This is a genomic window from Sphingomonas sp. DMC6 (genome assembly GCF_056314225.1).
In genome coordinates this window covers 20,142-45,697 of the sequence record NZ_JBQUYT010000002.1, presented here as the reverse complement: position 1 = coordinate 45,697, position 25,556 = coordinate 20,142, and the positions used below count along the sequence as shown (strand labels likewise).

Here is a 25,556-nt window from a genome sequence, read left to right as displayed (position 1 = left end):
GGCTGTGCTAAAACTCGCGGAAGGGCGCCGCTTAACGCATACGTTCGCGCAGGTTGACCGGGACCGATGGGATCGCCATGATGCTGGTATGGGGATCGCGATCTCCCCACGAGGCGACAGGCTGAAGATTCGCGTCCTGATTCTTGGAAGGACGCACCATGCCTGCCCTAAATACGATCTCTACAGATAAACTTGCGCACCTGATCGGCATCCCGACCGGGCCGGCACTCATCGACGTTCGGCCGGACGAAGAGTTCGCCAGCGAACCCCTCTTCGTCCCTGGAACCTTGCGCCGTTCTCCGGCTGACGTTGCCGCCTGGGCTCCAGAGTTCCACGGTCGCGCGGCGATCATCGTGTGCCGCGACGGCAGCGCGTTGAGCCAAGGCATCGCGGCCCGGCTTCGTCATGAAGGCGTTACAGCCGAGGCACTGGAAGGCGGCGTCACTGGTTGGGCTGAGGCCGGTCTGCCGATGGTGTCGGAAACCGTCTTGCCCAAGCGGGATGCCAGTGGTCGCACAGTCTGGGTGACACGCGGCCGTCCCAAGGTCGACCGGATCGCTTGTCCCTGGCTGATCCGCCGGTTCGTCGATCCCAGCGCGATCTTCCTGTTCGTGGCGTCGGCCGAGGTCCAGGGCGTAGCCGAGCGCTTTGGTGCGGCGCCCTTCGACATTGAAGGCGAAGGCGTGAGGTGGAGCCATCGTGGCGAGTCCTGCACGTTCGACGTGATGATCGAGGCGTTTGGGCTCGGCGAATACCGGCCGCTCGCGCGCCTGGCTCCGATCGTGCGCGGCGCCGACACTGGGCAGCCGGATCTCGTGCCCGAAGCGGCGGGTCTGCTGGCTGCCTCGCTCGGCCTTTCGCGCATGTATGCCGACGATATCGAGCAGCTCGAAGCGGGGATGCTGCTCTACGATGCCTTCTTCCGCTGGTGCCGTGACGCCTCCGAAGAGACTCACAACTGGTCTTCGCATCAACCCGCCAAGGCGCGGGCTAAAGACAAGGTGCAGTCATGACCGGCGCCGTGGCAGAATTGCCTTCCGACGGCGTGGTGCCGGCTAACAACCACGGAATTCCCTTCGGCGAGGCCGTGCGTGTCTGGGCGCGTATCGCGGCGCTCTCCTTTGGCGGCCCCGCCGGGCAGATCGCGGTGATGCACCGTATCCTGGTCGACGAGAAGCGCTGGATCGGCGAGGAGCGGTTCCTCCACGCGCTCAACTACTGCATGCTGCTGCCTGGTCCCGAAGCCCAGCAGCTCGCCATTTACATCGGCTGGCTGCTCCACAAGACCAAGGGCGGCCTCGTCGCCGGCGCATTGTTCGTGCTGCCGGGCTTTTTGGCGATCCTCGGCCTGAGCTACATCTATGTCCTGCTCGGTCAAGTGCCGCTCGTCACCGGCCTTTTCTTCGGCCTCAAGGCCGCCGTGCTCGCGATCGTGCTCCAGGCTGTGTTCCGGGTCGGCTCGCGGGCGCTCAAGAACAACGTCATGCGCGGAATGGCCGCCGCCGCGTTTATCGCCATCTTCTTCCTGCGGGCACCGTTTCCGCTGATCGTGCTCATCGCGGCTCTAATCGGCTTCTTCGGCGGCCGCGCCGGTCATCCGGCGTTCAAGGGCGGCGGGGGCCACGGTGCTGGCGCGGGTGAGGTCGTCCATGATCGGGATACCGCGCTTGGCGAGAAGCTGCCCGACCACGCGCGGCCGAACCTCTCCTGGTCGTTGGCCATTTCCGCGGCATTCCTGCTGCTCTGGCTGGCACCGGTCGCGGCGCTGCTGATCGCGCTCGGACCCGACGATGTGTTCAGCCGCATCGCCACCTTCTTCAGTCAGATGGCGGTGGTGACGTTCGGCGGTGCCTATGCCGTGCTCGCCTATGTCGCGCAGGAAGCGGTCGGCACCTATCACTGGCTCAAGCCTGGCGAAATGCTCGATGGGCTCGGCATGGCCGAGACTACGCCCGGGCCGCTGATCATGGTGACCCAGTTCGTCGGCTTCCTCGCCGCCTTCCGCGAAACAACCGGTCTGCCGCCGCTCCTCGCGGCGACGCTCGGCGCAGTGCTCACGACCTGGGTGACCTTCGTTCCGTGCTTCCTGTGGATCTTCGCCGGCGCGCCGTTCGTCGAGCGGCTGCGTGGCAACCGCGCGCTCTCGGCCGCCTTGGCGGCGATCACCGCTGCGGTGGTGGGTGTGATCCTCAACCTCGCGGTCTGGTTCGCGATCCACACGCTATTCGGCGAAGTCCGCGCGCTGCCCTTCGCGGGTGGTACGCTCGACCTCCCGGTCCTCACGTCGATCAAATGGCCCGCGCTGCTGCTCGCCACCGGTGCTGTGATCGCGGTGTTCCGGTTCAAGGCCGGGGTGCTGCCGGTGCTCGGCACCTGTGCAGCGCTGGGCGCCGCCTACGTCCTGATTAGCTAGTCGTTACCGACAAGGAGAGTGTTATGACGCGTATTGCGATGCTGGGGCTGCTGGGCCTTTTCGCACTGGGAATGCCGGCTCAGGCGGCCGAGCCTTGGGAACAGGCGGTCGCCACCGCAATCGGCAAGCCGGGCACCGAAATGCCGGGCGGCGTCTATCGCATCGGCCTGCCGCGCAGCGACCTGCATGTGGTTCTCGACGGCGTGACGCTCAAGCCGGCGCTGGCGCTCGGATCATGGTTGGCGTTCGTTGCGCATGGCCCGGGCCAGGTGATGGTGATGGGCGACCTTGTGCTCACCGATACCGAGGTGAACCCGGTGATGGCGAAGCTGATCGCCGGCGGCGTCGAGATCACCGCGCTCCACAACCACCTGCTGCGCAACGCCCCACACACCATGTATATGCATGTCGCTGGCCACGGCGATCCGGCGCATCTCGCCAAGGTGCTGCATGACGCGCTGGCACTCAGCGGCACGCCGCTCTCCGCTCCCGTCACAGCGAGTCCGGCGGCGCCCGAGACGATCGACCTCGACACTGCCGCACTCGACCGCATCATCGGCCACAAGGGCAAGATCGGTGGCGGCGTCTATGCGTTCGGCGTTCCGCGCGCAGAAGCGCCGCGCGAGGGCGGCATGGCGCTGCCACCGGCGATGGGGTCGGCCGAAGCAATCAGCTTCCAGCCGACCGGTGGCGGCAAGGCCGCAATCACCGGCGACTTCGTGCTGACCGCCGCCGAGGTGAATCCCGTGCTGCGCGCGCTGCGCGAGAACGGCATCGAGGTGACGGCGCTCCACAACCATATGCTCGACGATGAGCCGCGCCTGTTCTTCATGCACTTCTGGGCGAATGATGACGCGCAGAAGCTGGCGCGCGGGATCGCCGCGGCATTGAGCCACGTTGCCGTGGCTGCGAGCTAGGGCAAGCCGGTGAAGCACTGGGGAGGACTGGCGGCGATCCTGCTGCTCGGGCTGCCGGGATGCAGTCAGGCACAACCGACCAATCTGCGCTCGCCGCTGGTCCTCGAACGGACGATCGCGCTCCCCAACACCAGGGGCCGCATCGACCATCTTGCGGTTGATCTCGCCGACCACCGCCTGTTCGTCGCCGAGATCGCCAACGGCACGGTCGACGAGATCGACCTTGCGGCGGGCAAGGTTGTGGGGCGGATCGCCAGCCTCTCCGAGCCGCAAGGAGTCGCCTGGCTGCCGGACGAACGGGAGCTGGTCGTGGCCTGCGGTGATGGCTCGGTCCATTTCTATGCCGCCGATCGACGCGAGCTGGCGCGGATCGACCTTGGCGACGATGCCGATAATGTTCGTGTCGATCCGCGCAACGGTCATGTGATCGTCGGCTACGGCAAGGGCGCGCTCGCGACGATCGACCCGGCCACCCACAAGGTTCTCGGCCGGCTGACGCTGCCGGGGCACCCCGAAGGGTTCCGGCTGTTCGGTTCGCGCGTCTATATCAATGTGCCCGATGACGGCTCGGTCATCGCCGCCGACATCGATCAGAGCCGGCAGCTCGCGCGCTGGTCGACCGGGCTCCACCGGCTTAACTTCCCGCTGGCGGTCGATCCTTCGGGGAAGTCGATCAAGATCGCCTACCGTCTGCCGGCGGCGATGGCGACGATCGACACCGCCAGCGGCAATACCGTGTCAGTGAAGTCGGTGTGCGGCGATGCCGATGATCTGTTTATTGCGGGCAATCACATCCTGCTGGTGTGCGGCGCCGGTCATGTCGATGTGATCGCTGCCTACGGCAGCAGTGAGCGCGTCCAGACCGCCGGCGGCGCCCGCACCGGACTCTACGTGCCCGAGTTGAACACGCTGTTCGTGGCTGTGCCGGCGCGCGGCCGTCCCGCTGCCATCTTGGCGCTCAGGCTGAACTTCCCGCCAGCGCGGGACTGAGGCACATCGGGTCAGAGATATTTCGCCAGCTCGCCGAGCTTGGCGAGATCGTCGCGGACCGCCTTGGGCAGCGGCCCGACCACCTCCTCCAGATGATGCTCGATATGGTCGCTCACCAGCAGCGTTTTGGTCTTGTCGAGCGCGGCGATCACAGCCTGCATCTGCTGCGCGATCTGAAGGCCATCGCGTCCTTCGGCAACCATCTCGACGATCTTGGCCAGATGGCCCTGCGCGCGCTTCAGGCGATTCAGGAGGTCGGGATTTGCGGCATGGCTCATAGGGTCAACTCCTCACTTCAATGCGGTAGTGTCATCCATCCGTGGAACGCCAAATAGAGGCCGACAAGGAGGATGACGGCGCCGGAGGCGTAAGGCGCCTTGCGCACGATCTCGCCGAAGCCGCTCCAGTGTTTGGAAACCTGGCGCACACTAACGGCAGCGATCACGCCGGATGCGACCATCGTGATGGCGAGCCCGATGCTGAAACAGAGCACCAACACGGCCCCTAAGGCGAGGCGCTGGAGTTGGAGGCAGAGCAGCAGCACGGTGATCGCGCCGGGGCACGGGATGAGGCCGCCGGTCAGGCCGAACAGGACAATCTGGCCAGTGGTGACGTTGCGGTCGGCGAAGCGGCGGCGAATATCGGCCGCGTGCTCCATTTCGTGCGCATCCACGAACCCGCCGGTCGTGACCTCAAGCCCGCGCTCCTCCGCTTCGCCCGGCTCCGCATGGTTACAATTATGGTCATGGTCATGGTGGTGGTGGTCGTGATCATGATCGTGGGAGTGATCATGGTGATGCGCGTGATCATGATCGTAATGGTAGTGATCGGCCGCGATCTGTTCGCGGCGCGTGCGCCATAGCATCCAGGCGGCGATCACGACGATCAGCAGGCCCGAGGCAAGCTGGAAATAGGGCTCGGTGCTCTCGGCATTGAGATCGCCGAACACCCACATGCCGCCGAGCGCCACGATCCAGACCACTGCCGTATGGGAGAGCGTGGCGGCCAGGCCGAGCAGGACTGCTTGGCGGACGGTGCCGCGCACCGCGATGATGAAGGCGGCCATCATCGTCTTGGAATGGCCTGGTTCTAGGCCGTGCAGCGAGCCAAGCAGGATCGCGGTCGGGACGAACAGCCACGCATGGGAGGCGCTTTGCTGGAGCAGATCGGAGAGCGACGTCATGGTCGCGATGTAGTCGATACGATCGCATTATCCTATCCCCCTGGGGAGGATATTTGCCCCTGCGGACCAGCTCGATTCCCTGTAGCAGCTCGACTCGCCACTGCACCCGTTGGTCGCAATGCGAGGCCCGCTCACCGCGCAATCGACTATTGTCCATGAGACCGCAAATGGGATCGGGACACAGACATGCCGTCTATCGAAGGCGCGAATAGAGGACAGTTCGAGATGCTTCCTCCTCGTATAGAGGATTACGTCTCACAAGACGCCCTTGTCCGTGTAGTGGACGCCTTCGTTGAAACCCTGGATTTCCTTGAACTGGGGTTCGAACGTGCCGTCGCGGCTGCGACCGGACGTCCGGGGTATTGCCCGGAGGATATGCTGCGCTTGTATATTTGGGGCTATCTGAATCAGATCCGCTCTTCGCGGATGTTGGAACGTGCCTGCCTTCGTGACCTTGAAGCGCTGTGGTTGATGCGTCGTCTCGCACCCGACTACCGCACGATTGCCGCCTTCCGGCATGACAATCCCGAGGCGATCGTCAGGGCCAGCGCTGCCTTCGTGCAATTCTGCCGGGAGCAAGGCTTGATCGGCGGCCGTACCGTCGCGCTCGATGGGACGAAGATGCGGGCGGTCGCGAGCCCGAAGAACATCGCGGGCGCCGAGCGGTTGACGCGAGACGTCGCACATACGGAGCGCGAGATCGCCTATTATCTCGACCGCCTGGATGCGATCGACGAGCAGGTAGCGCAAGGCTTCAACGATCAGCCCAAACATCGGGAGGCATTCGCCGGCGCTATCGCCTCGCTCCAACGCCGCAAGGAACGCCTCGCCAAGCGACAGGCCGAATTGACGAAGCGCGAGGAGAAGGTGCTTGTCTTCGGCGAGCCCGAGGCCCGGCCTATGGGTTATGCGCGCGCGCCCAAGTTACCGTCCTACAACCTCCAGAGCGTTGTCGACGTGACGAGCGGCCTCATTGTCCACCACGATGTGTATAGCGACGCGAACGACAGCCATCTCCTTCATCCAGTTTCGTTGGCGGCCAAGGAGGTGCTGGAAGCCGACGAATTGCACGTCCTGACTGACGGCGGCTACTCCAATGCAGAAGAGGTCGCCCGCTGCGAGACGGAGGCAATCACCGTGTCAGCCCCGATCAAACGCGGAGCCATGAATACAGAGCACTTCCGGCCGACCCAGTTTGTCTATGACGAGGATACTGACACGATCAGATGTCCAAGCGGCCAGACGTTGCGCCCATCGGGTAAGCACACCCGCAATCGGGCGATTCGATACCGCACATCGGCGTGCAAGACTTGCGCCCTCAAACCGCGCTGCACACCGGGCGCCCAACGCACGATCCATCGGCTCTTCGACCAGGGTGCGCTCGATCGAATGGAAGCACGGATCTACGCCGATCCTGGCTTGATGCGCATCAGGCGATGCACGGTCGAACACCCATTCGGAACTATCAAACGAATGTCGGGCGGTGGAAGATTCCTCACCCGAGGGTTGCGGAAAGTGAAGGCAGAAGCGGCGCTATCGGTCCTGGCCTTCAACATGATCCGCGCGGTGAACACCGCCGGGGCTAGGGCATTAATCGAGGCAAGCTAAAGGAAGCACGCCGCTTCATCTTCAGGGTGATCGACCTGCGTCCAGCGTCATCGCAATGAGTTTCTGCACAGCCTGGGGGGCGGAGCCGCCCGCAGAAGGGGTCCGCCGCGACGTCGGCGCGGCGGCAGGGGAAGACTTTCCCCATCCGAGTCTTTCCAAATACCGCCGAAAACGCGATGTTTAGTGGATGCGAAATGGAGACGAAGAGCGAGAGCGCAGGCTTTCATATCCAGACGCCTTCCCCCGAAGGGAATGTTTTTCTCTAATTTGTGCGGGTGCGGATGGTGCTGCCGGTGAGGATTGAACTCACGACCTCAGCCTTACCAAGGATGCGCTCTACCACTGAGCTACGGCAGCACTCGAACCGACGACCGGCGTCGGGCGGGAGGCGCCTATGTGCAGGCGGCTACCCGATTGTCAACCCGCCATTTGTCGGTTTATCGCACCCCTATGAGCGAAGCGGACAAAAAGGCGCGATTGGCCGAGGCGTTGCGGGCCAATCTCCGTCGCAGAAAGGCCCAGGCACGCGGCCAGAGGGTCGCCGACAGCAATCCGACGCCCGAATCGGACACCGATCAGTGCGGCCGAATCCAGTCGGCGGCGGACTGACCGAAATCATAGGCCTTATCCATGATCGCATGGGGCCCCATCAGATAGATCGCCATCGTGGCTGCGCCGGCGAAAAACCACATCAGGCGATTGGCGCGCATTTCTCCACTAGCCATTGCCGCTCATCCCCGTCCAGTTGCGGGCCGACAATGTCGAGAACCCGCGCATGGTACAGGTTGAGCCAGTCGCGTTCCGAAGGCGTTAACAGCTCCGGTAAAATCAGCGTTCGCTCAATCGGCGCGAAGGTCAGCGTTTCGAACGCGAGCATCGGCTGGTCGCCGCCGGGAATGGTGCGTTCGACGATCAGCACCAGATTCTCGATGCGGATGCCATATTCGCCGGCCTTGTAATAGCCGGGCTCGTTCGAAAGGAACATGCCCGCCCGCAGCGGCTCCAGCGCCTGTCCGCCGGGATAGGAGGGCGGGGCGATGCGCTGCGGCCCTTCGTGCACCGACAGATAGGCGCCCACGCCGTGGCCGGTGCCATGGGCGAAATCGAGACCCGCTTCCCACAGCGGACGCCGGGCATAGGCGTCGAGCTGTGCGCCGGTGGTACCATCGGGGAAAATCGCGGTCGCAATGGCGATATGACCCTTCAGCACCCGGGTGAAGCGGTCTTTCATCTCGTGGCTCGCTTCGCCCACGGGCAGCACCCGCGTCACATCGGTGGTCCCGTCGCCATATTGGCCACCCGAGTCGACCAGATAGAGCTGTCCACGTTCGATCGGGAGGCTCGATTCCTCGGTCACCTTGTAGTGCGGAATCGCGCCGTTCGGGCCGGTTGCCGAAATCGTGTCGAACGACAGATCCTTCAGCCGCCCGGTGGCCTCACGAAATTCGTGCAGCTTGTCGGCGGCGGAAAGCTCGGTAAGCCCGCCCTGCGGCGCGGTTTCCTCGAACCATTTCAGGAAGCGGCTGAGTGCCGCGCCGTCCCGGGCCTGCGCTGCCTGGTGCCCGGCAATCTCCGCCGGGTTCTTGATCGCCTTGGCAAAAATCACCGGGTCACGCAGCGCGATCACGCGCGCGCCGCCGGCCTCGAGCCGGTCGAAGATGGCCGCGACGGCGCTGCCAGGATCGGCAACCACACGCTTGCCGGCAAACTGGCCGAGTGCGGGCGCGAAGGCAGCGCGGTCGTGTACACGCACGGCGTTGCCAAGATGCTGGCGTACCGCCTCGGTCAGCTTTTCGGGGGCGACATACAGGTCCGCCGTGCCATCGGCATGTACCACGGCATAGGACAGGGCGACCGGCGTGTGAGTGACATCGGTGCCGCGAATATTGAACGCCCAGGCGATCGAATCGAGCGCGGCGACGACCACTGCATCGGCCTTGCGGGCGTGCAGCCAGTCGGCGATGTCCGCACGCTTTGCGGCCGAGGATTTGCCGGCCAGCGCCTCGTCGAGCACTTCGAGGGGGGCGTCGGAAGGGGCGGGGCGGTCAGGCCACACGGCGTCGACCGGGTTGGTGTCGACCGCAACGAGTTCGGCGCCCTTTTCGGCGAGCGCCTTGCGCGCTTCTTCCACCCAGGTTCGGGTGTGCAGCCACGGATCATAGCCGATCCGCCCGCCATTCGGGGCGTGTTCGCCCAGCCATGCCGCAACGCTGGTTGCGGGCACGCCGACATATTCCCAATGCTCCGCCGAAACCTGCTGGCGCACCTGCAGCGTATAGCGCCCGTCGGTGAAGATCGCTGCTTCCTGCGGCAGCACCACCGCGGTACCAGCCGAGCCCTGAAAGCCGGTCAGCCACGCCAGTCGCTGCGCATAGGCGCCGACATATTCCGACATATGTTCGTCGGTGAGCGGCACGACAAAGCCGTCGAGCCGGTCGCGCGCGAGCTGGTCGCGCAGCGCCTGCAGGCGGTCGGCATAGCTGGACATGGGTACTTCCTCAAAACGCAGTGATGCTGCCGATCTGGCCCATGCGGTGCGTTTTTGGAAGGGGTGTGCCTCTGCCCTGTGCTCCCCTCCCGCGAGCGAGAGGGGAACGTGGACGTACGGCGTCGTAGATCAGCGGCGGACCCGCACATAATAGCAGCGGTTCTTTGCGGTCATGCTGCGGTCGATCGCGCGGCCGCCCAGCGCGCCGGCGCCGCCGCCGACAACGGCGCCCAGCAGGCCGTGACCGATGATCGCCGGACCCGCCACGGCACCCGCCACACCGCCGGCGATCAGGCCTGCCGTACCGCTGGAGTGGCGGCATTTCTTCACATAGCGCACCCGCTTGTGCGAGCTGGAGCTGCCTTCATAGCGCGATTGCGCGCTGGCTGGCGCAATCGGTGCGATCACCGGCATCATCAGGGCGAAAGCACTCAGGGTAGCGATTGTCTTGCGCATGCTGCGTTCCCATCTTTTGGTTTCCGTTACCTGCGTAACAATCGTCGATGGCACATTTCGGTTGCATGAACCCGAAACAACCGCCCGCAGAAGGCGTATTGTGACCATGATGTCGCGCTTTTCTCGCAGCCGGCTGGGCGGTGCGGCGGCAGCGCTGGCGGTCGAAGGGCTGCTGGCAGTGGCACTGCTCGCGGCATTCACGGTGCGGATGCCTATTATCATCGCGCGCGATCCGCTGTTGATTACCTTCACGCCGCCACCGCCGGTGCCCGATCCTGCGCCGGCCCCCGCGCCGCGCCGTGCCGCGCCCAAGGCCGAAGGGGCTGCAGCGCCGCCCAACAAAGTTTCGCAAGCCACTGAGGTAGTCGCGCCAAAGGTCATGCTGCTGCTTCCGCCACCGCCGCTGATCGCTGCGCCCAAGGCCGGCACCGGCAGCGAGGCAAGTCAGGGGGCGGCACCGCTTCCCGGGCCGGGCACGGGCGCGGGCGGGCAGGGTGACGGCATGGGCAGCGGCGATGCCGGCAAGGGGCCTGGCGGTGGCGGCGGCACGCCGCTGCGCTGGCTTTCGGGCAGCCTGCGCGACTCCGATTATCCCCGCGCCGCGCTGAAGGCCGGCGCGAGCGGTACCGTCGGCCTGCGCTTTGTCGTGGGCGTGAACGGCCGCGTCACCAGTTGCACCGTCACGCGCACGAGCGGCAATCGCGATCTGGACGAGACGACGTGCCGCCTGATCCAGAAGCGCTTCCGCTATCGCCCCAGCCTCGATGCGCAGGGGCGCGCCTATGCCGATACCGTAACCGGCGAACATGTCTGGCGCCTCTATGACCTGCCCGATGACGCGGAGGGTTCGACAGAGCGTTAGGCTGGGCTATGAAGCGGGGATGACCGATCTGCCCAAGCCGCCCGTAGCGGCGACGCGCCCGCACAGCTTCACCCGCCACGGCATCACCATCGAAGACCCTTGGGCATGGCTGCGCGACCCCGGCTATCCCGAAGTCACCGACAAGGACGTGCTCGCCTATCTGGAGGAAGAGAACGCCTATTTCGAAGCGGTGATGGCACCCTTGAAACCGCTCGCCGAAACGCTGTTTCAGGAAATGCGCGGGCGCATCAAGGAAGACGAATCGACCGTTCCGCAAAAGGATGGCGACTGGCTCTACTGGACCGATCATGAAACCGGCGGCGAATATCCGCGCTGGTGGCGCAAGCTGGCAGCAGGCGGACCGGATGAACTGATCCTCGACGAGCCGGCACTGGCTGCCGGGAAGGAATATTTCCGTCTCGGTGCGATTTCAGCGAGCCCGGACGGCCGCTGGCTGGCCTATGCCTATGACGATAACGGATCCGAGCGGTTCGTGGTGCGGGTGAAGGATCTCACCACCGGCGAATTGCTGCCCGACACGATCACCGACATGCTTTCCGAAATCGTCTGGACGGCGGATTCGCAGGGTTTTCTCTATGGCGTCGCCAATGAGAACTGGCGTACCGACAATGCCCGCTGGCACAAGCTCGGCGAGCCGGTCGAGCAGGATGTCGAGCTGTTCCGCGAAGCCGATGAAGGCTATCGCGTCGCGGTGGGGGAGACTCAGTCGCGCAAATGGCTGACCATTGCGACAGGCGATCACACTACCAGCGAAGTCTGGCTGCTCCCCGCCGACAATCCCGCCGCCAAGCCGGTCTGTGTCGCACCGCGCAAGCCGGGCCGCGAATATGATGTCGATGAGCATGACGGCACGCTGTTCATCCACACTAACGATACCGACACCAATTGGCGGTTGGTGACCGCCCCCGTCACCGCGCCGGGTGAATGGACCGAACGTATCGCGCCTTCGCGCCATTTCTACATGACCGGCGTGACCTGTTTTGCTGATTTCTTCGTAGTCGAGGGGCGCGAGGACGGACTCGATCAGATCGAGCTGCACAGCTATGAAGGCGGGAGGCCCACGCGGCTGCGCTTCCCCGAGGCGAGCTATGTCGCCGATCTGGGCGACAACCCCGAATATGCCGTAACCAAGCTGCGGCTCGGCTATGAATCGATGGTCACGCCCGGAACGGTCTATGACTATGACATGGCGACCGGCGATCTCGAGACGCTGAAGGTCCAGGAAATTCCCAGCGGCTATGATGGCAGCAAATACCGCACCGAACGGCGGACCATCACCGCGCGCGACGGTACGGCCGTGCCAGTGTCGATCGTCTATCCGCACGACTTCCCGCGCGACGGCAGCGGCAAGCTCTATCTCTATGCGTACGGCGCCTATGGTCATGCCATCCCGCCGGGCTTTTCCACCAGTCGTATGTCGTTCCTCGACCGCGGCATGGCCTTCGCCATCGCCCATATCCGCGGCGGCGACGATCTCGGCCAGCACTGGTATCACGAGGGCAAGCTGGAGAAGCGCACCAACACGTTCAACGATTTCGTCGATGTGGCAAAGGGCCTGATTGCGCTGGGCTATACTGCCCCCGGCCAGATCGCGATTGCCGGCCGTTCGGCGGGCGGCGAGCTGATGGGCGCGGTGGTAAATTCCGATCCCGAGCTTTGGGGCGCGGTGATCGCCGACGTGCCGTTCGTCGACGTGCTCAACACCATGCTCGACGAAAGCCTGCCGCTCACGCCCGGCGAATGGCCCGAATGGGGCAACCCGATCGAGGACAAGGCCGCGTTCGAGCTGATCCGCAGCTATAGCCCCTATGACAATGTGACCGCGCAGGCCTATCCGCCGCTGTTCATCTCGGGCGGGCTGAACGACCCGCGCGTGACCTATTGGGAGCCGGCCAAATGGGCGGCGCGGCTGCGCGCCACCAAGACCGACCAGAATGTGCTGCTGCTCAAGACCAATATGGGCGCCGGCCATGGCGGCAAGTCGGGCCGCTGGGAGAGCCTGCGCGAATATGCTGACGAGATGGCCTTCGTGCTGTGGCAGTTGGGGGTAGAGCGCTGAACGCTCAGTGCTTGTCGTTGTGCGCGGCGATGGGCACCGGCACCAGCCGCGTCTCGCGGTGGCAGTGATGGCAAAAGGCGAAATCGAAGATCTCGCTTAACTGCCAGTCCTGCGCATCGATGTCCCATTCGGCCCAGGCATCGCGGGTCGCGCCGCCGGCACCGCAGTGCTGGCACACATAATCCAGTCGGGGCGAGGCGTTCATCGTCACGCCTCGCCTCATACGGCATCCAATCTCCATTTCGGCGCCGAACTGCTCCGAAACGGAGAAGCTTTCCCGCACGTTGCCCGCTGCCCGCGGGCGGAGTAGACAGGCGCGGTTCCTCGAAAGCGGAGAAGAGCGATGCGGATCGTGCGTTGGGGTCTGGCGGGGTCTGCCCTGCTGTTGGCGGCGGCAGTGGCACATGCAGGCAGCGGCGCGGCGCCGGCCGATTCGAGCGCAGATGTTATCGCCGGACGCCAGGCGGCGTTTCGTCTTTCGGGTGCCGTGATGGGCGGGATGAAGGGTGCCATTGCGCGCGGCGACGATGTGAAGACGCTGGCCGGTGGCGCCCGCGCGCTCGCCGCCTGGGCAAAGGCGCTGCCGGGCATGTTCCCCGCCGGCAGCACTGCTCCCAACTCCGAAGCGCTGCCGACGATCTGGAGCGACCGTGCTGGTTTCGAGGCCAAGGCGGCCGATTTCGCCGCCGCTACGGCCAAGCTCGCGGAACTTGCCAAAGCTGGCGATCAGCCAGGTTTCGCCGCCCAGTTCGCCGAAGTCGGCAAGACCTGCGGCGCCTGCCACCAGCTTTATCGCAAGCCCGAAACGCACTGAGCAAACGGGGCGCGGCGCCCCTAGGCTGCTGCGCCCGTCATCGCCGATTGCGCCGCCATGCCGCGGCACATCCGGTCGAGTGCGTCGGAAAACCAGCGGGCGAGTTCGGGGTCTAGCCCCGGGTCTGCGGCGATCGCCCGGTCCATGGCGTGCGCCCATTGCGCGGCCGTCTGGCTGGTGACGCCCAGTGCGCGGTGCAGCGACATGATGCAAGTGCCGGGGCGTGCCGAAAACCAGTCGCGCGGGCCGCCGGTCCAGGCGGTCAGGAACAGCGTAAGCGATTCGCGTACCGGCCCAAAATCCGCGCCATGCATTGCCCGCAGTTCGGTATAGGTCGGGTCGGTTTCGACCAGATCGTAGAAGCGATCGACGATCGCGTGGACCGCATCGGCCCCGCCGATACGCTGAAAGGGCGAAAGTAGGTCGGACATGGTCCGTGCCTCTAGGCCGGTGCGCCCTTGCCGGCGTTGATGCGGATCAACATGGGGCAAGCGGGCGCACCCATCGGTACGCCCGCCCAAAGGTTAGAAATGCGCGATGATGCCCGCCATCGGGCGGAAGCTCTTGGCATCATTGAAGGTGTTCATTTCCAGCCGCAGCCGCACACCGCTGCGCCCGGTGATGCCGCCCAGGCCGATATCCTTCGGCCCTACTTCGACGCCCAAGCCATAGGTCATCGCGTGATAGTCGCGATTGGCATTGGGGATCTTGTCGAAGTTGACCCACTGATAGCCGACCTTGCCATAGATCAGGCCGCTGTCCCCTGCGCGCAGACCGAAGCGGCCGGCGGCGCCATATTCCCAGTCGATGTCGCCGCTCACGCCTTTGGTCGCATTGCCTTCGACGCCGACGAACACCGGACCCAGCGGAACATTGACGCCCGCGACGCCCTGCACCAGCGCGCCGTCATAACGATAGCGGCCCGGCTGGATCGGAATGCCCGCATTGGGCTGGCGATCGAACTGCTCCCAGCCGCCCATCACGCCGATATAGGGTTCGACGCCGAATGCACGCGAACCATCGGGGGCCTTTGGCGTGCCCGCATCGGCCGCCGGCGTCGTATCGGCTGCGGGCGGCGGCGTGGTCGTGCTGTCCTGCGCGTGCGCAGCACAGACGGCGAAGGGAAGCGCGGCCAACGCCGCGGCAGCGAGAAAAATACGCATGTGGAGAAAACCTCGTACGCTGACAAAACCAGTCTCCGCAGGCCGGCGACGCTCGCGGCGGCGGGGACGGGGGATCAATGTTCCGCAGTGCGGGAAAGTTGCGCAGTTGCGGAACTTCGCATCGTCCTGTTGCAGCGCGGCAACGGTTTCTGTCGAGCAGATGAACGCGATGCGCGGTTCAACCGCGCGGCTGGCTCTCCGCCGGCACCGGCGTCAGTTCATAGACCAGTACGTCGCCCGCTTCGGCGCCCGGGGTGACCAGCCGCCAGCGGAACGGGCCATAGCGCTCGAGCGTGCCGACCACGTTGCGCTCGGTTTCGCGGCCATAGGCGAGGTCGTTTTCGCCCGCGCGGCGCTGGCGCGCGCCGAGAAAGACATACCGCTTGCCATCGGGATAGACATAGCCGGCAACGACATCGCTGCCGGTCTGCTTGGCAAAGCCCAGCGGCGCGGCATCCTCGGTCTCGCCGGTGGGCGAGACGAAGCAGAAGCCGGGGGTGCTGGCCTGCACCGTCGCAAGGCCGCGCGCGCCTGCGTGCAGCCGTAACGTTCGGCAGCGATAGGAACCGGGTGGCAGCGCCGGGTGCGCCTGGGCCGCTGCCGGGTCGATCGCCGCGCCCTGCGCCCGCCGCACGGCACTGCGCAGCGCGGCGTGCAGCCGGCTCCAGCTGGTGGCGAGCGTATCGAGCCGCGGTACGTCGGCATCGGCAATGCGCGTCCGCCACAAGGGCGGGGGCGGTGGTGTTTCGGCGATGACGACGGGTCGGGGCCCCGTTCCCCCGCTGCCGGGCTGGCAGGCGGCGAGCATGGTCACGACAAGCAACGCGCAGGCGAGCCGGTGCATCCTTACAATCCTTGTCGAAACCCCGAACCGCCTGACTGGCGACCGGCGCGGTAAGAAATCGGAAAGTGAAGTTAATAAATGGTAAACGGCGCGACGATTGGTGGACGAATGCGGCGAACCGTTACGCCGACAATTGCCGGAAGGCGCGGTTGTTCCGCCGCCGCCGTGCCGAACATGTTATGCTGCGGCCATGTTCTATGACGAGCATCGAGTCTGGCCACGGCCGGAGCCGCAGCCGCCCGCGCCTGTCCCGCGCAGCCGGCGCGAGCGCGTGCTGACGCGCATGCTGCTGTTTTATGCGCTGGTGCTGCTGGTGGCGCCGGTCAGCCTTTCCGGCGCGGTCGACCTGATCCGCTATCTGATCGCGCATCTATAGACGACGCCGATTGGGCGGGAGAATAATCCCCCGCCCGCACGGACGGTTAGGCTGAGATTAGCATCGAGGCTATAAGATGCGTTTCACGGGCCATATTCAACAGCGCTTCGGCTTGGGAGCTAAGGCGACTGGTTGAGCGCAAATACACACCATATTCGTCGAGGATTTTCCAAGTCCAACATTCGTCCGCATCGAGAAAGATTATTGATTTCACGATGGGTCTCCTGCTGTTCTGGGCAGGCGGGCGATCGTAGTGGAAATGTTCTATGTGGCATACAAGGCTCTGACCGCCTTTTCGGTCTATTCTTCCGCCACCCCGCATTGGCCAAGGAGCAACATTCCCCGTGTCTAGGCATGCCCATTTTTCGGGATATCTAATTTCGTGATTACATATATTTCTCCTTTCTCTGGGTGGGTTGCCGCGATCGTGTAGGTGCGATCGCGGCAAAGAAAATAATTTACTCCGCCGCGATGCCGGCCTTGGCGAACATGTCGCCTTCGCCGTTCGGGTCTTCGTTGGCGGCAGTACCGACCTTCGCCTTTTGGCGCTTGTCGAAGCTGTCCCACACTTCGTTCCACTGGCCGCGCGTCGCCGCCTTCGAATATTCGGTCGCGCGGGTTTCGAAGAAGTTGGCATGTTCGACGCCGTTGAGCAGCGGGGCGAGCCAGGGCAGGGGGTGCTCGTCGATCATGTAGATCGGCTTCATGCCCAGCTGGCCCAGCCGCCAGTCGGCGATGAAGCGGACGTACTTCTTGATGTCCTTGGGCGTCATGCCGTTCACCGGGCCCATCTCGAACACCAGGTCGATGAAGGCGTCCTCGATCCGCACCGTCTTCTGGCACATGTCGAGAATGTCGTCGCGCACGCTGGGGGTCAGGCAGTTCCGTTCCTTGCAGAAGGTGTGGAACAGCTTGATGATGCCTTCGCAGTGCAGGCTCTCGTCGCGCACCGACCAGCTGACGATCTGCCCCATGCCCTTCATCTTGTTGAAGCGCGGGAAGTTCATCAGCATCGCGAACGAGGCGAACAGCTGCAACCCCTCGGTAAAGCCGCCGAACATCGCCAGCGTCTTGGCGATATCCTCGTCGGTATCGACGCCGAAGGTGGCGAGATAGTCGTGCTTGTCCTTCATCTCCTTGTACTGGAGGAAGGCTGAGTACTCGGTCTCGGGCATGCCGATCGTGTCGAGCAGGTGGCTGTACGCCGCGATGTGCACCGTCTCCATGTTGGAAAAGGCGGTGAGCATCATCTTGATCTCGGTCGGCTTGAACACGCGGCCGTATTTCTCGTGGTAGCAATCCTGCACTTCCACGTCGGCCTGGGTGAAAAAGCGGAAGATCTGGGTGAGCAGGTTGCGCTCGTGATCGGTCAGCTTCTGCGCCCAGTCGCGGCAATCCTCGCCCAGCGGCACTTCTTCCGGCAGCCAGTGGACCTGCTGCTGGCGCTTCCAATATTCATAGGCCCAGGGATATTCGAAGGGCTTGTAGGTCTTGCGGGCTTCGAGAAGCGACATTGCGGGTACTCCGGATCAGAACAATTTTGGAATGGCGAAGAAGAGGAGCGCTGCCCAGGCGATCAGCAGAAATGTTCCTTGCACGCGTACGGTACGAATGGACTGGCCATCCTCGGCGGCCTCGCGGCTGCGTTGTGGCTTGAAAAGAAGCCAAGCGGCTTCGAAAATGCCGTGCAATGCGACTAGAACATACCCGCAGTACAGGACGGTATCTCTTACGGGCATGGCGCTGAGTAGCCCGAGAACCGCCAAGGCTATGATCAGCTTCAGCGCAAACCAATGTTTGCCGGTGGGTCGATAGCGGCCTCGTTCCATCGGGAGTGTCTCGCTCACGCCACCCCTCCAGCACTCGCAAAGGCCAGCGCGAAGCCGGTGAGGAACAGGCCGAGCGCGACCAGCATCATGCCGCCGATCCGCAGCGCATAGGTCGCCGCTTCGCCCGGTGCGACGCGCAGCAGCCCGCGCGCCATTTCCGGGCGGATCAGCACGATCAGTCCGGTGATGCCCGAGGCAATGCCGATCCCAGCCTGAAGGGCGAGGCTGCGCGTCACTGGTCGATCACCCGCCCGCCATCGCGCATCACGATGCGCTCGCGATAGACGACCTTGCGGCCACCATTGGCGCCGACACCCAGGAACACTACGCCGATGAAGAAGCCGAAATCATACCAGCCGCCATTGTTCGGTACCGCATAGACCGCGATGTCCGGGAAGATCAGCGACAGCGCCCAGGCCACAGGAAAGATGAAGCCGTGCCACAGGCCGAGCAGGAAGCCCGGCGCGTGCGGCTGCACGGCGCTCGGCACCTGATGGGCGCAAGCGGCGAGCAACGCGAGGGCGGTGAGCGCAAGGGCTGTGCGGACGGGTTTCATTGCGACTTCCTATCCGGGTGTATGGTAGTTTGTCGCACGGCGCCCACCCTACGTAGTGCGCGCATCCGGCGATTGCCCGATGTCGTGGACCGTTCCGCCCCCGTATGCGTTACCCGAACCGAAGCCATCGAAGGAGAACGAGCATGGGCCACCACAGCGATGTCCGCGAGCATATGGAAGTCATTGGCGCCGACGGCGTGCACATCGGCACCGTCGACAAGGTCGAGCATCACCGTATCAAGCTGACCAAGAAGGATTCGGCGGCGCAGGTCGAGGGTGCCGAGGGCAGCCATGAAGGGCACCACCACTACATCCCGCTCGGACTGGTTGCCGAAATCGAAGGTGACAAGGTGCGACTGTCCGCCAACGCTGATGTGGCGGTGGAGATTTTTGAAGAAGAGGCGTGAGCTGTTAAGCGGAAGGCGTGAGTCCCCCTCACCCTTCCGCCGATTCGTGGCTCTCTCCCTCCCCCACAAGGGAAGAGGGAGCAGGAGCGCACCACTCCCTCTCCCCTTGTGGGAGAGGGAAGGGGCCCGCCGCCGCAGGCGGTGGGAAGGGTGAGGGGGACGCGGGTTCACGCCCTGCCACCTTCATCCACATGCCGCATAATTTCTGCGAGCACGCCATCGAGGTTGGTCATCACCTCGTTGTTCCAAAAGCGCAGTACGCGATAGCCTTCGGCGTGCAGAAAACTGGTACGTGCGGCATCCTGCTCCCGGCGCACGACATGCGTCGCGTCGTCGACTTCGACGATCAGCTTCGCTCCGTGCGAACAGAAATCGGCGTAATACGGACCCATCGGTACTTGCCTGCGGAACCTCGCGTGCGGCAGCGCGCGGCGTAGCGCTGCCCATAATGTGCGTTCGACCGGACCGGCGTCGCGACGATTCGCGCGCGAGCGGGCGACGATAGTGGCTGGAAGAAGCTGGCGCTTGATAAGGCCTTCGGCATTGCCGCGGGACCGGCTTGCACCTGTCCCCCTCACCCTCCCACGCTGCTGTGCAGCGCGGGCCCCTCCCTCTCCCACAAGGGGAGAGGGAATTTCAGGGATGCGCCGCTCCTCCATCCCGTTTGCTCACTGGCACGCCAGGCATTCGTCGTAGTCGGTCGTCTCGCCCAGATCGAACTTCGGCTTTTCGATCGTGTTGTCGGCCTCGACGCCGCCTGCGAAGCCGGCGCGCTGCACCGACTTGGAGCGGAGATAGTAGAGCGACTTGATGCCCAGCTCCCACGCCCGATAGTGGAGCATCAGCAGGTCCCACTTTTCCACGTCCGCCGGGATGAACAGGTTGAGCGACTGCGCCTGGTCGATGAACGGCGCGCGGTCGCCAGCCAGTTCGAGGATCCAGCGCTGGTCGATCTCGAAGCTGGTCTTGTACACATCCTTTTCTTCCTGCGTCAGGAAGTCGAGATGCTGGACCGAGCCGCCCTGCTCGAGGATCGAATTCCACACCGCGTCGGAATTCTTCGACTTTTCCTTGAGCAGCTTCTCCAGATACGGGTTCTTGACCGAGAAGGAGCCGCTCAGCGTCTTGTGCGTGTAGATGTTCGCCGGGATCGGCTCGATGCAGGCGCTGGTGCCGCCGCAGATGATCGAGATCGACGCGGTGGGCGCGATCGCCATCTTGCAGCTGAATCGTTCCATCACGCCCATGTCGGCGGCGTCGGGGCAGGGGCCGCGTTCGACCGCCAGCGCCATCGACGCTTCGTTCACCTGCGCGCTGATGTGCTTGAAGATGCGGAGATTCCAGCTCTTCGCCATCGCGCCTTCGAACGGCAGCCCGCGCGCCTGCAGGAAGCTGTGGAAGCCCATCACGCCCAGTCCGACCGAACGCTCGCGCTCCGCCGAATAGCGGGCGCGGGCCATTTCGTCGGGCGCGCGCGCGATATAGTCGGTCAGGACGTTGTCGAGGAAGCGCATCACGTCTTCCACGAAGCGCTTGTCCTTGCTCCACTCGTCCCAGGTTTCCAGGTTGAGCGAGGACAGGCAGCACACGGCGGTGCGGTCGTTGCCCAGATGGTCGCGGCCGGTCGGCAGCGTGATTTCCGAGCAGAGGTTCGAGGTCGAGACCTTCAGGCCCAGATCGCGATGATGCTTGGGCATCGTCGAGTTCACGTGATCCGAGAACACGATGTACGGCTCGCCCGTCGCCAGCCGGGTTTCGACCAGCTTCTGGAACAGCGCGCGCGCATCGACCTTGCCGCGGACCGACCCGTCCTTCGGGCTCTTCAGCTCCCACTCCGCGCCGTCGCGCACGGCTTCCATGAAGGCGTCGGGGATCAGTACGCCGTGGTGCAGGTTCAGCGCCTTGCGGTTGAAGTCGCCCGAGGGTTTGCGGATTTCGAGGAACTCCTCGATTTCGGGATGCGAGATGTCGAGATAGCAGGCGGCCGAACCGCGGCGCAGCGAGCCCTGCGAAATCGCGAGCGTCAGCGAATCCATCACGCGGACGAACGGAATGATGCCGCTGGTCTTGCCATTCAGGCCGACCGGCTCGCCGATACCGCGCACGCTGCCCCAATAGGTGCCGATGCCGCCGCCGCGTGAGGCGAGCCAGACATTCTCGTTCCAGGTCTGGACGATGCCGTCCAGGCTGTCGGGCACCGAGTTTAGGTAGCAGCTGATCGGCAGGCCGCGGCCCGTGCCGCCGTTCGACAGCACCGGGGTGGCCGGCATGAACCACAGCTTCGAGATATAGTCATAGAGCCGCTGGGCGTGCGCGGCATCGTCGGCATAGGCAGAGGCGACGCGGACGAACAGATCCTGATAGCTTTCGCCGGGCAGCAGATAGCGGTCGCGCAGCGTTTCCTTGCCGAAATCGGTGAGCAGTGCGTCGCGGGCATGATCGACCTCGACCGGATAGGGTCGGGGCGCAACGGCCTTGCTGTCCAGTTCCTTGCGCACGGCAGGCGCGGCTTCGATGGTGGCGGTGTCGTTCACGCTCGTTTCGGTGTCCCTGAATTCCATGCCTGCAAGCCCCTGTGATGCCCTACGCTGTACGACTCGGGGGTTGTACCCGATGGTAGCACTGTCCGGTTTGCGTAAGAACAAAAAGTGTACGCATTCCCGGCCGCCGGCACGAACAGTCCCGCCTCGCATATGGCTATGCGAACCAAGGTCTACCAGTGCTTGAGCGTGCTCCCCAGTGCAACCACTACAGATTGTGCCAATCCGAGTCCGGGCACAAGACAGTAAATGACTTCTGAATGCAACGGTTCGTCGCTGAAATGACTCGGTTCGTGGCACAGCCGAAACCGGTTACCAGGCGCGACGCACGGACTTTCCTTACCTTCGCAAAAGGCAAGGGAACGAACATGGAACTGCAAATAAATTTACGGGGATGAATCGCGCGGGGCACAACCGCTTGTGGTGCGCCCCGCGCAAGCTGCACCATGGGCGCTATTGAAGCGGCAGATACAGCTCCGTCACCGCTTCATGCTCGGCAACGTCGGGAAAGAAGGTCACGCGACGGGCAAAGAGCGGAAAGTCGCCCGGCTCCTCGCCGCTTTCCGGCAGCCAGTTGCGGTATAGGAACAGCGCCGCCGGCTCGAGATCGTCGGCCTGGCCCACCACGCGCAGCATGGCGCAGCGCCCGGCCGGAATCAGGCCCGGCTCGATGCCCTGCGCCGGGTCCGCCACCGGATGCGCGGCGCCGGCGCACAGGTCGAGCCGATAGTCCTCGGGGGGCGTGGTGCGCGGATCGGTGTGGAAGATGGTGTAGGTGGCGCTTGCCGGCGGGCGATGGCCGGTCGACTTGCGCCACGCGATGAATCGGCGGATCGTCTCCCCCAGATGCGCGGGGTCGCCGCGATGGGTCATGAATGCAACCGGCGTGGCTGGAACGTCGAGGATCGTCACGTCGTCCAAGGTGAATCGGGTCTGCATGGTCTGGCTCCTGGCTTGGGTGAGCGGCGCGAGGGCCGCATGCCATGGCTGCCAGTCCGGCGCGGCGCGGAACTGCGACGGCGCCTGCCCGAAGCGCTGGCGAAAGGCCCGGGCAAAGGCCTCGGGCGCTTCATAGCCGGCGTCAAACGCGATTCCGGTGATCGCCTCGTGCTGCCGATAGGCAAGGCGATACGACGCTCGCTTCATCCGCACGAGCTGGACGTAGCGATGCACCGACAGGCCGAACAAGGCGCTGAACTGGCGGTGGAAATGATGCTTCGAAAACGCCGCGACGCGCGCCAGTGTCTCCAGGTCCAGATCGGCATCCGGGTGCGCGTCGATATGGTCGAGCACCCGCTGCATCCGGTCATGGTAGCGTTCGAGCGGTGTTGGCTGCATCATTTCCTCCGTGGCGCCGCCCTGCTACCGCCCCGCCGCCGCGCCCGCCCGACCGATCTTGCGGAATGTCCGCGCAGGCAGGATTGCGCCGCGATTGGGCAATGTTAGGCTGGCCGCCACGACAGCAAAAGGGGACGGCGATGCGGCTTTGGGGTTTGGCGATAGCGGTGGCGGCGGCAGCCTCGGGGCCGGCCTGGGCGCAGGGCGCAGCGCAGGTGGAGGAAGTCCCCGCGACGCAGCTTTGGGTCGATCTTGCGGCCGGCAAGACGAGCAGCGCGGCGATTACCGCCGCCTATCTCGCCCGCATCGAAGCGATCGACCGCAAGGGGCCGACGCTCCGCTCGGTGATCGCCGTAAGCCCCGATGCGCTGGCCCAGGCGCGTGCCAGCGATGCCCGGCGCAAGGCCGGCAAGACGCTGGGGCCGCTCGACGGCATCCCCGTGCTGATCAAGGACAATATCGAGACCAAGGAGCTGCCCACCACCGCCGGCAGCCTGGCGCTGAAGGATAACCGCACCGGCCGCGATGCGCCGCTGGTGGCGCAATTGCGCGCGGGCGGGGCGGTGATCCTGGGCAAGACCAATCTCAGCGAATGGGCGAATATCCGCTCCGACCGGTCGATGAGCGGGTGGAGTGCCGTCGGCGGGCTGGTGCGCAACCCCTATGCGCTCGACCGCTCCGCGTGCGGCTCGTCGAGCGGGTCGGGCGTGGCAGTGGCGGCGAGCCTCGCCGCGCTGGCGGTGGGGACGGAAACCGACGGCTCGGTCGTCTGCCCTTCGGCAATGAACGGGCTGGTAGGCCTGAAGCCCACGCTCGGGCTGGTCAGCCGTACCCATGTCGTGCCGATCAGCCACAGCCAGGACACGCCCGGCCCGATGGGGCGCAGCGTTGCCGATGTGGCGTTGCTCTTCTCGGCGATGATCGGCGAAGATCCCGCCGACCCGGCAACCAAGGGTGCGAACGCCTATCGCCAGAACTACGCCACCGGCCTCCGCGCCGATGCGCTGAAGGGCATGCGGATCGGCTATTGGCGTCCCGACATGGAAGACGCACTCGCCGCCCGGTTCGACAAGGCGCTGGACGAACTCCGCGCGGCGGGTGCCGTGCTGGTGGAAGTAAAGATGCCGAAGCTCGAGGGGCTGGGCGAGGCGGAGAGCCTGGTGCTCCACACCGAACTCAAGGCTGACCTCGCCACCTATCTCGCCACCACGCCGCCCGCCGTGAAGGTGCGTACGCTGGCCGACGTGATCGCGTTCGACACCGCCCACAAGGATGCCGAAATGCCCTTCTTCGGCCAGGAAACTTTCCTGAAAGCGGAAGCGACCAAGGGCCTCGACGATCCCGAATACAGGGCTGCCCGCGCGAAATCGCAGCATCTGGCCGGGCCCGAGGGGATCGATGCGATGCTGAAGGCGGCGGATGCCCAGCTTCTCGTCACCCCCACCTATGGCACGCCCTGGCTCAGCGACCCGGCACATGGCGACCAGTTCACCGGCCCGTCGGCCAGCGAGCTTCCCGCCGTGTCCGGCTATCCGCACCTCACCGTGCCGATGGGGCTGGTACAGGGGCTGCCCGCAGGCCTGTCCTTCATCGGCACGGCCTATTCGGACGGCCTGTTGCTGCGCGCCGGCTATGCCTATGAGCAGGTGAGCAAGGCCCGCGTCGCGCCGGCCTATCGCGCGACCATCCCCGCCGATCTGGGGCCGAGGGCGCTGCGGTGAGGACGAGCGGACACGTCAACTCCGCGTCCGGCGACTGTGCATGGGGCATCGAGACATGACGCGGTTTCCTCGGTTTCGGCGTGGTGGTAGATGCGCATGATGACGTCGACGCCGCATAGTCTCGCGCATTCGCTGCTCTGGGCTGATCTGGGGCTGTCCCCGGTGGCTTTCTGGCTGGGGCCGGTTCCTATCCGTTGGTATGCGATGAGCTTCCTCGCCACCTTCCTGCTCGCCCGCTGGTATATGGGGCGCCTGCTGCGGGTTCCCGATGCGCCTGTCACCCGCTGGCATTGACGATCTGACGGCCTATGCAGCCTTTGGTGTCATTCTTGGCGGAAGGTTGGGCTATGCCAGCTTCTACCATCCGGAATTATGGGGCAATCCGCTGGAACTGGTGCAGCTTTGGCATGGCGGCCTGTCGTTCCATGGCGGCCTGATCGGCCTGGCGGCGGCGCTGGCCCTTTTTGCCCGCCAGTATAAGGTGAACCTGCTGCGTCTGCTGGACTATGTCGGGTGCGCCACGCCGTTCGGCATGATACTGGTACGCATCGCCAACTTCGTGAATGGCGAGCTTTGGGGCCGCCCGACCGACCTGCCTTGGGGCATGGTGTTTCCGGGCACGGGGGATGGCGTGCCTAGACACCCAAGCCAGCTATACGAGGCTGCGCTGGAAGGCGTGGTGACGATGGTCCTCCTGTCCTTCCTGTTCTGGAGAACGGATTTGCGTCGGCAGCCGGGGCGGCTCGCAGGGGCTGGTCTCACCTGGTACGCCGTGGCTCGGTTTCTGCTGGAATGGGTGCGGCAACCGGATCGCGGACTCGAGCACCTTTCGTGGGGCCTGACTATGGGGCAGACGCTGAGTGTGCCGATCCTGATCGCTGGCTTGTGGTTGCTGTGTCGATCGATTGGTAGCGAGCGCAACGGTGCCGTCGCACGTGAGCCTGTTACCTGAAGGCGCTCTGTTCTTGGAT

26 protein-coding genes, 1 tRNA gene and 1 pseudogene are annotated in these 25,556 nt (G+C 64.7%); 11 read left to right on the top strand and 17 right to left on the bottom strand.

Features of this window, described 5'->3' with window-relative positions; all coding sequences use genetic code 11:
• Positions 1-158 precede the first annotated feature (158 nt).
• From ACT53M_RS04020 to ACT53M_RS04005, 4 genes are read left to right on the top strand one after another with little or no spacing between them, the layout of a single operon-like run.
• Entirely contained in the window at positions 159-1,013 is an 855-nt protein-coding gene (locus ACT53M_RS04020; protein WP_476231643.1) for a chromate resistance protein ChrB domain-containing protein, read from the top strand.
• A complete protein-coding gene (chrA, locus tag ACT53M_RS04015) occupies positions 1,010-2,413 on the top strand; it encodes a chromate efflux transporter (RefSeq protein ID WP_476231642.1) in 1,404 nt (467 codons plus the stop codon). Before ACT53M_RS04020 ends, chrA begins: the two co-directional genes overlap by 4 nt.
• A 23-nt stretch (positions 2,414-2,436) precedes the next feature.
• The gene (locus ACT53M_RS04010; protein ID WP_476231641.1) at positions 2,437-3,330 is read left to right on the top strand and encodes a DUF1259 domain-containing protein; all 894 of its coding nucleotides are present in this window, start codon (positions 2,437-2,439) and stop codon (positions 3,328-3,330) included.
• Between the two features lie 9 nt (positions 3,331-3,339).
• Positions 3,340-4,320: a YncE family protein gene (locus tag ACT53M_RS04005; protein WP_476231640.1), complete on the top strand. Its 981-nt coding sequence runs from the start codon at positions 3,340-3,342 to the stop codon at positions 4,318-4,320.
• An 11-nt stretch (positions 4,321-4,331) separates the two neighbouring features.
• Here the strand turns inward: ACT53M_RS04005 and ACT53M_RS04000 are convergent, their stop codons facing one another.
• Together ACT53M_RS04000 and ACT53M_RS03995 are read right to left on the bottom strand one after the other, a co-directional pair.
• Entirely contained in the window at positions 4,332-4,598 is a 267-nt protein-coding gene (locus ACT53M_RS04000) for a metal-sensing transcriptional repressor (protein ID WP_476231639.1), read from the bottom strand.
• Between the two features lie 17 nt (positions 4,599-4,615).
• Positions 4,616-5,503 carry a nickel/cobalt efflux transporter gene (locus ACT53M_RS03995; protein ID WP_476231638.1) on the bottom strand — a complete coding sequence of 296 codons (888 nt, stop codon included), beginning with the start codon at positions 5,501-5,503 and terminating at the stop codon, positions 4,616-4,618.
• 186 nt (positions 5,504-5,689) lie between these two features.
• On the opposite strand from ACT53M_RS03995, the gene ACT53M_RS03990 reads away from it, so the two are divergent.
• Complete coding sequence (locus tag ACT53M_RS03990; RefSeq protein ID WP_476231637.1) at positions 5,690-7,111, top strand: IS1182 family transposase; 1,422 nt, start codon at positions 5,690-5,692, stop codon at positions 7,109-7,111.
• Positions 7,112-7,393: 282 nt separating this feature from the next.
• Here the strand turns inward: ACT53M_RS03990 and ACT53M_RS03985 are convergent.
• The 4 genes from ACT53M_RS03985 to ACT53M_RS03970 form a co-directional block, all read right to left on the bottom strand.
• A tRNA-Thr gene (locus ACT53M_RS03985) sits at positions 7,394-7,468 on the bottom strand.
• A gap of 218 nt (positions 7,469-7,686) precedes the next feature.
• Positions 7,687-7,821 (bottom strand): hypothetical protein, encoded by a 135-nt coding sequence (locus ACT53M_RS03980; RefSeq protein WP_476226729.1) that lies wholly within the window; start codon positions 7,819-7,821, stop codon positions 7,687-7,689.
• Complete coding sequence (locus ACT53M_RS03975; RefSeq protein ID WP_476231636.1) at positions 7,803-9,599, bottom strand: aminopeptidase P family protein; 1,797 nt, start codon at positions 9,597-9,599, stop codon at positions 7,803-7,805. The genes ACT53M_RS03980 and ACT53M_RS03975 overlap by 19 nt, the downstream gene beginning before the upstream one ends.
• Before the next feature lie 129 nt (positions 9,600-9,728).
• Complete coding sequence (locus tag ACT53M_RS03970) at positions 9,729-10,055, bottom strand: hypothetical protein (RefSeq protein WP_476226731.1); 327 nt, start codon at positions 10,053-10,055, stop codon at positions 9,729-9,731.
• A gap of 106 nt (positions 10,056-10,161) precedes the next feature.
• On the opposite strand from ACT53M_RS03970, the gene ACT53M_RS03965 reads away from it, so the two are divergent.
• A complete protein-coding gene (locus ACT53M_RS03965; RefSeq protein WP_476231635.1) occupies positions 10,162-10,917 on the top strand; it encodes an energy transducer TonB in 756 nt (251 codons plus the stop codon).
• A gap of 19 nt (positions 10,918-10,936) precedes the next feature.
• Entirely contained in the window at positions 10,937-12,997 is a 2,061-nt protein-coding gene (locus tag ACT53M_RS03960) for a S9 family peptidase (RefSeq protein ID WP_476232387.1), read from the top strand.
• Positions 12,998-13,001: 4 nt separating this feature from the next.
• Here ACT53M_RS03960 and ACT53M_RS03955 read toward each other — a convergent pair whose 3' ends face one another.
• Positions 13,002-13,202 carry a hypothetical protein gene (locus ACT53M_RS03955; RefSeq protein ID WP_476231634.1) on the bottom strand — a complete coding sequence of 67 codons (201 nt, stop codon included), beginning with the start codon at positions 13,200-13,202 and terminating at the stop codon, positions 13,002-13,004.
• A gap of 138 nt (positions 13,203-13,340) precedes the next feature.
• Between ACT53M_RS03955 and ACT53M_RS03950 the strand changes: the two genes are divergently transcribed.
• Positions 13,341-13,811, top strand: a complete 471-nt coding sequence (locus tag ACT53M_RS03950) for a c-type cytochrome (RefSeq protein WP_476231633.1) — start codon at positions 13,341-13,343, stop codon at positions 13,809-13,811.
• 20 nt (positions 13,812-13,831) lie between these two features.
• Here ACT53M_RS03950 and ACT53M_RS03945 read toward each other — a convergent pair whose 3' ends face one another.
• The 7 genes from ACT53M_RS03945 to ACT53M_RS03915 all read right to left on the bottom strand — a co-directional run bounded on the left by ACT53M_RS03945 (position 13,832) and on the right by ACT53M_RS03915 (position 18,579).
• Positions 13,832-14,242, bottom strand: coding sequence for a globin domain-containing protein (locus ACT53M_RS03945; protein WP_476226735.1), 411 nt, complete (start codon positions 14,240-14,242; stop codon positions 13,832-13,834).
• A 93-nt stretch (positions 14,243-14,335) separates the two neighbouring features.
• On the bottom strand, positions 14,336-14,974 hold the full coding sequence (locus tag ACT53M_RS03940) for an outer membrane protein (RefSeq protein ID WP_476231631.1): 639 nt from the start codon (positions 14,972-14,974) through the stop codon (positions 14,336-14,338).
• Positions 14,975-15,152: 178 nt separating this feature from the next.
• Positions 15,153-15,818 carry a DUF4893 domain-containing protein gene (locus ACT53M_RS03935; protein WP_476231630.1) on the bottom strand — a complete coding sequence of 222 codons (666 nt, stop codon included), beginning with the start codon at positions 15,816-15,818 and terminating at the stop codon, positions 15,153-15,155.
• Between the two features lie 834 nt (positions 15,819-16,652).
• On the bottom strand, positions 16,653-17,708 hold the full coding sequence (locus ACT53M_RS03930; RefSeq protein ID WP_476226739.1) for a ribonucleotide-diphosphate reductase subunit beta: 1,056 nt from the start codon (positions 17,706-17,708) through the stop codon (positions 16,653-16,655).
• Between the two features lie 15 nt (positions 17,709-17,723).
• On the bottom strand, positions 17,724-18,041 hold the full coding sequence (locus tag ACT53M_RS03925; RefSeq protein WP_476231629.1) for a hypothetical protein: 318 nt from the start codon (positions 18,039-18,041) through the stop codon (positions 17,724-17,726).
• Entirely contained in the window at positions 18,038-18,259 is a 222-nt protein-coding gene (locus ACT53M_RS03920; RefSeq protein WP_476226741.1) for a hypothetical protein, read from the bottom strand. Before ACT53M_RS03920 ends, ACT53M_RS03925 begins: the two co-directional genes overlap by 4 nt.
• Complete coding sequence (locus ACT53M_RS03915) at positions 18,256-18,579, bottom strand: hypothetical protein (RefSeq protein ID WP_476231628.1); 324 nt, start codon at positions 18,577-18,579, stop codon at positions 18,256-18,258. The genes ACT53M_RS03920 and ACT53M_RS03915 overlap by 4 nt, the downstream gene beginning before the upstream one ends.
• Before the next feature lie 143 nt (positions 18,580-18,722).
• Here ACT53M_RS03915 and ACT53M_RS03910 point away from each other — a divergent pair, with 143 nt between their 5' ends.
• Positions 18,723-18,986, top strand: coding sequence for a DUF2171 domain-containing protein (locus tag ACT53M_RS03910; protein ID WP_476231627.1), 264 nt, complete (start codon positions 18,723-18,725; stop codon positions 18,984-18,986).
• A 167-nt stretch (positions 18,987-19,153) separates the two neighbouring features.
• Here the strand turns inward: ACT53M_RS03910 and ACT53M_RS03905 are convergent, their stop codons facing one another.
• From ACT53M_RS03905 to ACT53M_RS03895, 3 genes are all read right to left on the bottom strand, one after another.
• Positions 19,154-19,645 (bottom strand): DUF559 domain-containing protein, encoded by a 492-nt coding sequence (locus tag ACT53M_RS03905; protein ID WP_476231626.1) that lies wholly within the window; start codon positions 19,643-19,645, stop codon positions 19,154-19,156.
• 9 nt (positions 19,646-19,654) lie between these two features.
• Complete coding sequence (locus ACT53M_RS03900; protein WP_476231624.1) at positions 19,655-21,547, bottom strand: ribonucleoside-diphosphate reductase subunit alpha; 1,893 nt, start codon at positions 21,545-21,547, stop codon at positions 19,655-19,657.
• Between the two features lie 432 nt (positions 21,548-21,979).
• The gene (locus ACT53M_RS03895; RefSeq protein WP_476231623.1) at positions 21,980-22,867 is read right to left on the bottom strand and encodes an AraC family transcriptional regulator; all 888 of its coding nucleotides are present in this window, start codon (positions 22,865-22,867) and stop codon (positions 21,980-21,982) included.
• A gap of 137 nt (positions 22,868-23,004) precedes the next feature.
• Here ACT53M_RS03895 and ACT53M_RS03890 point away from each other — a divergent pair, with 137 nt between their 5' ends.
• Both ACT53M_RS03890 and lgt read left to right on the top strand, forming a co-directional pair.
• Complete coding sequence (locus ACT53M_RS03890; protein ID WP_476231621.1) at positions 23,005-24,585, top strand: amidase; 1,581 nt, start codon at positions 23,005-23,007, stop codon at positions 24,583-24,585.
• Positions 24,586-24,681: 96 nt separating this feature from the next.
• Positions 24,682-25,537: pseudogene (gene lgt / locus ACT53M_RS03885) on the top strand (prolipoprotein diacylglyceryl transferase).
• Positions 25,538-25,556 lie beyond the last annotated feature (19 nt).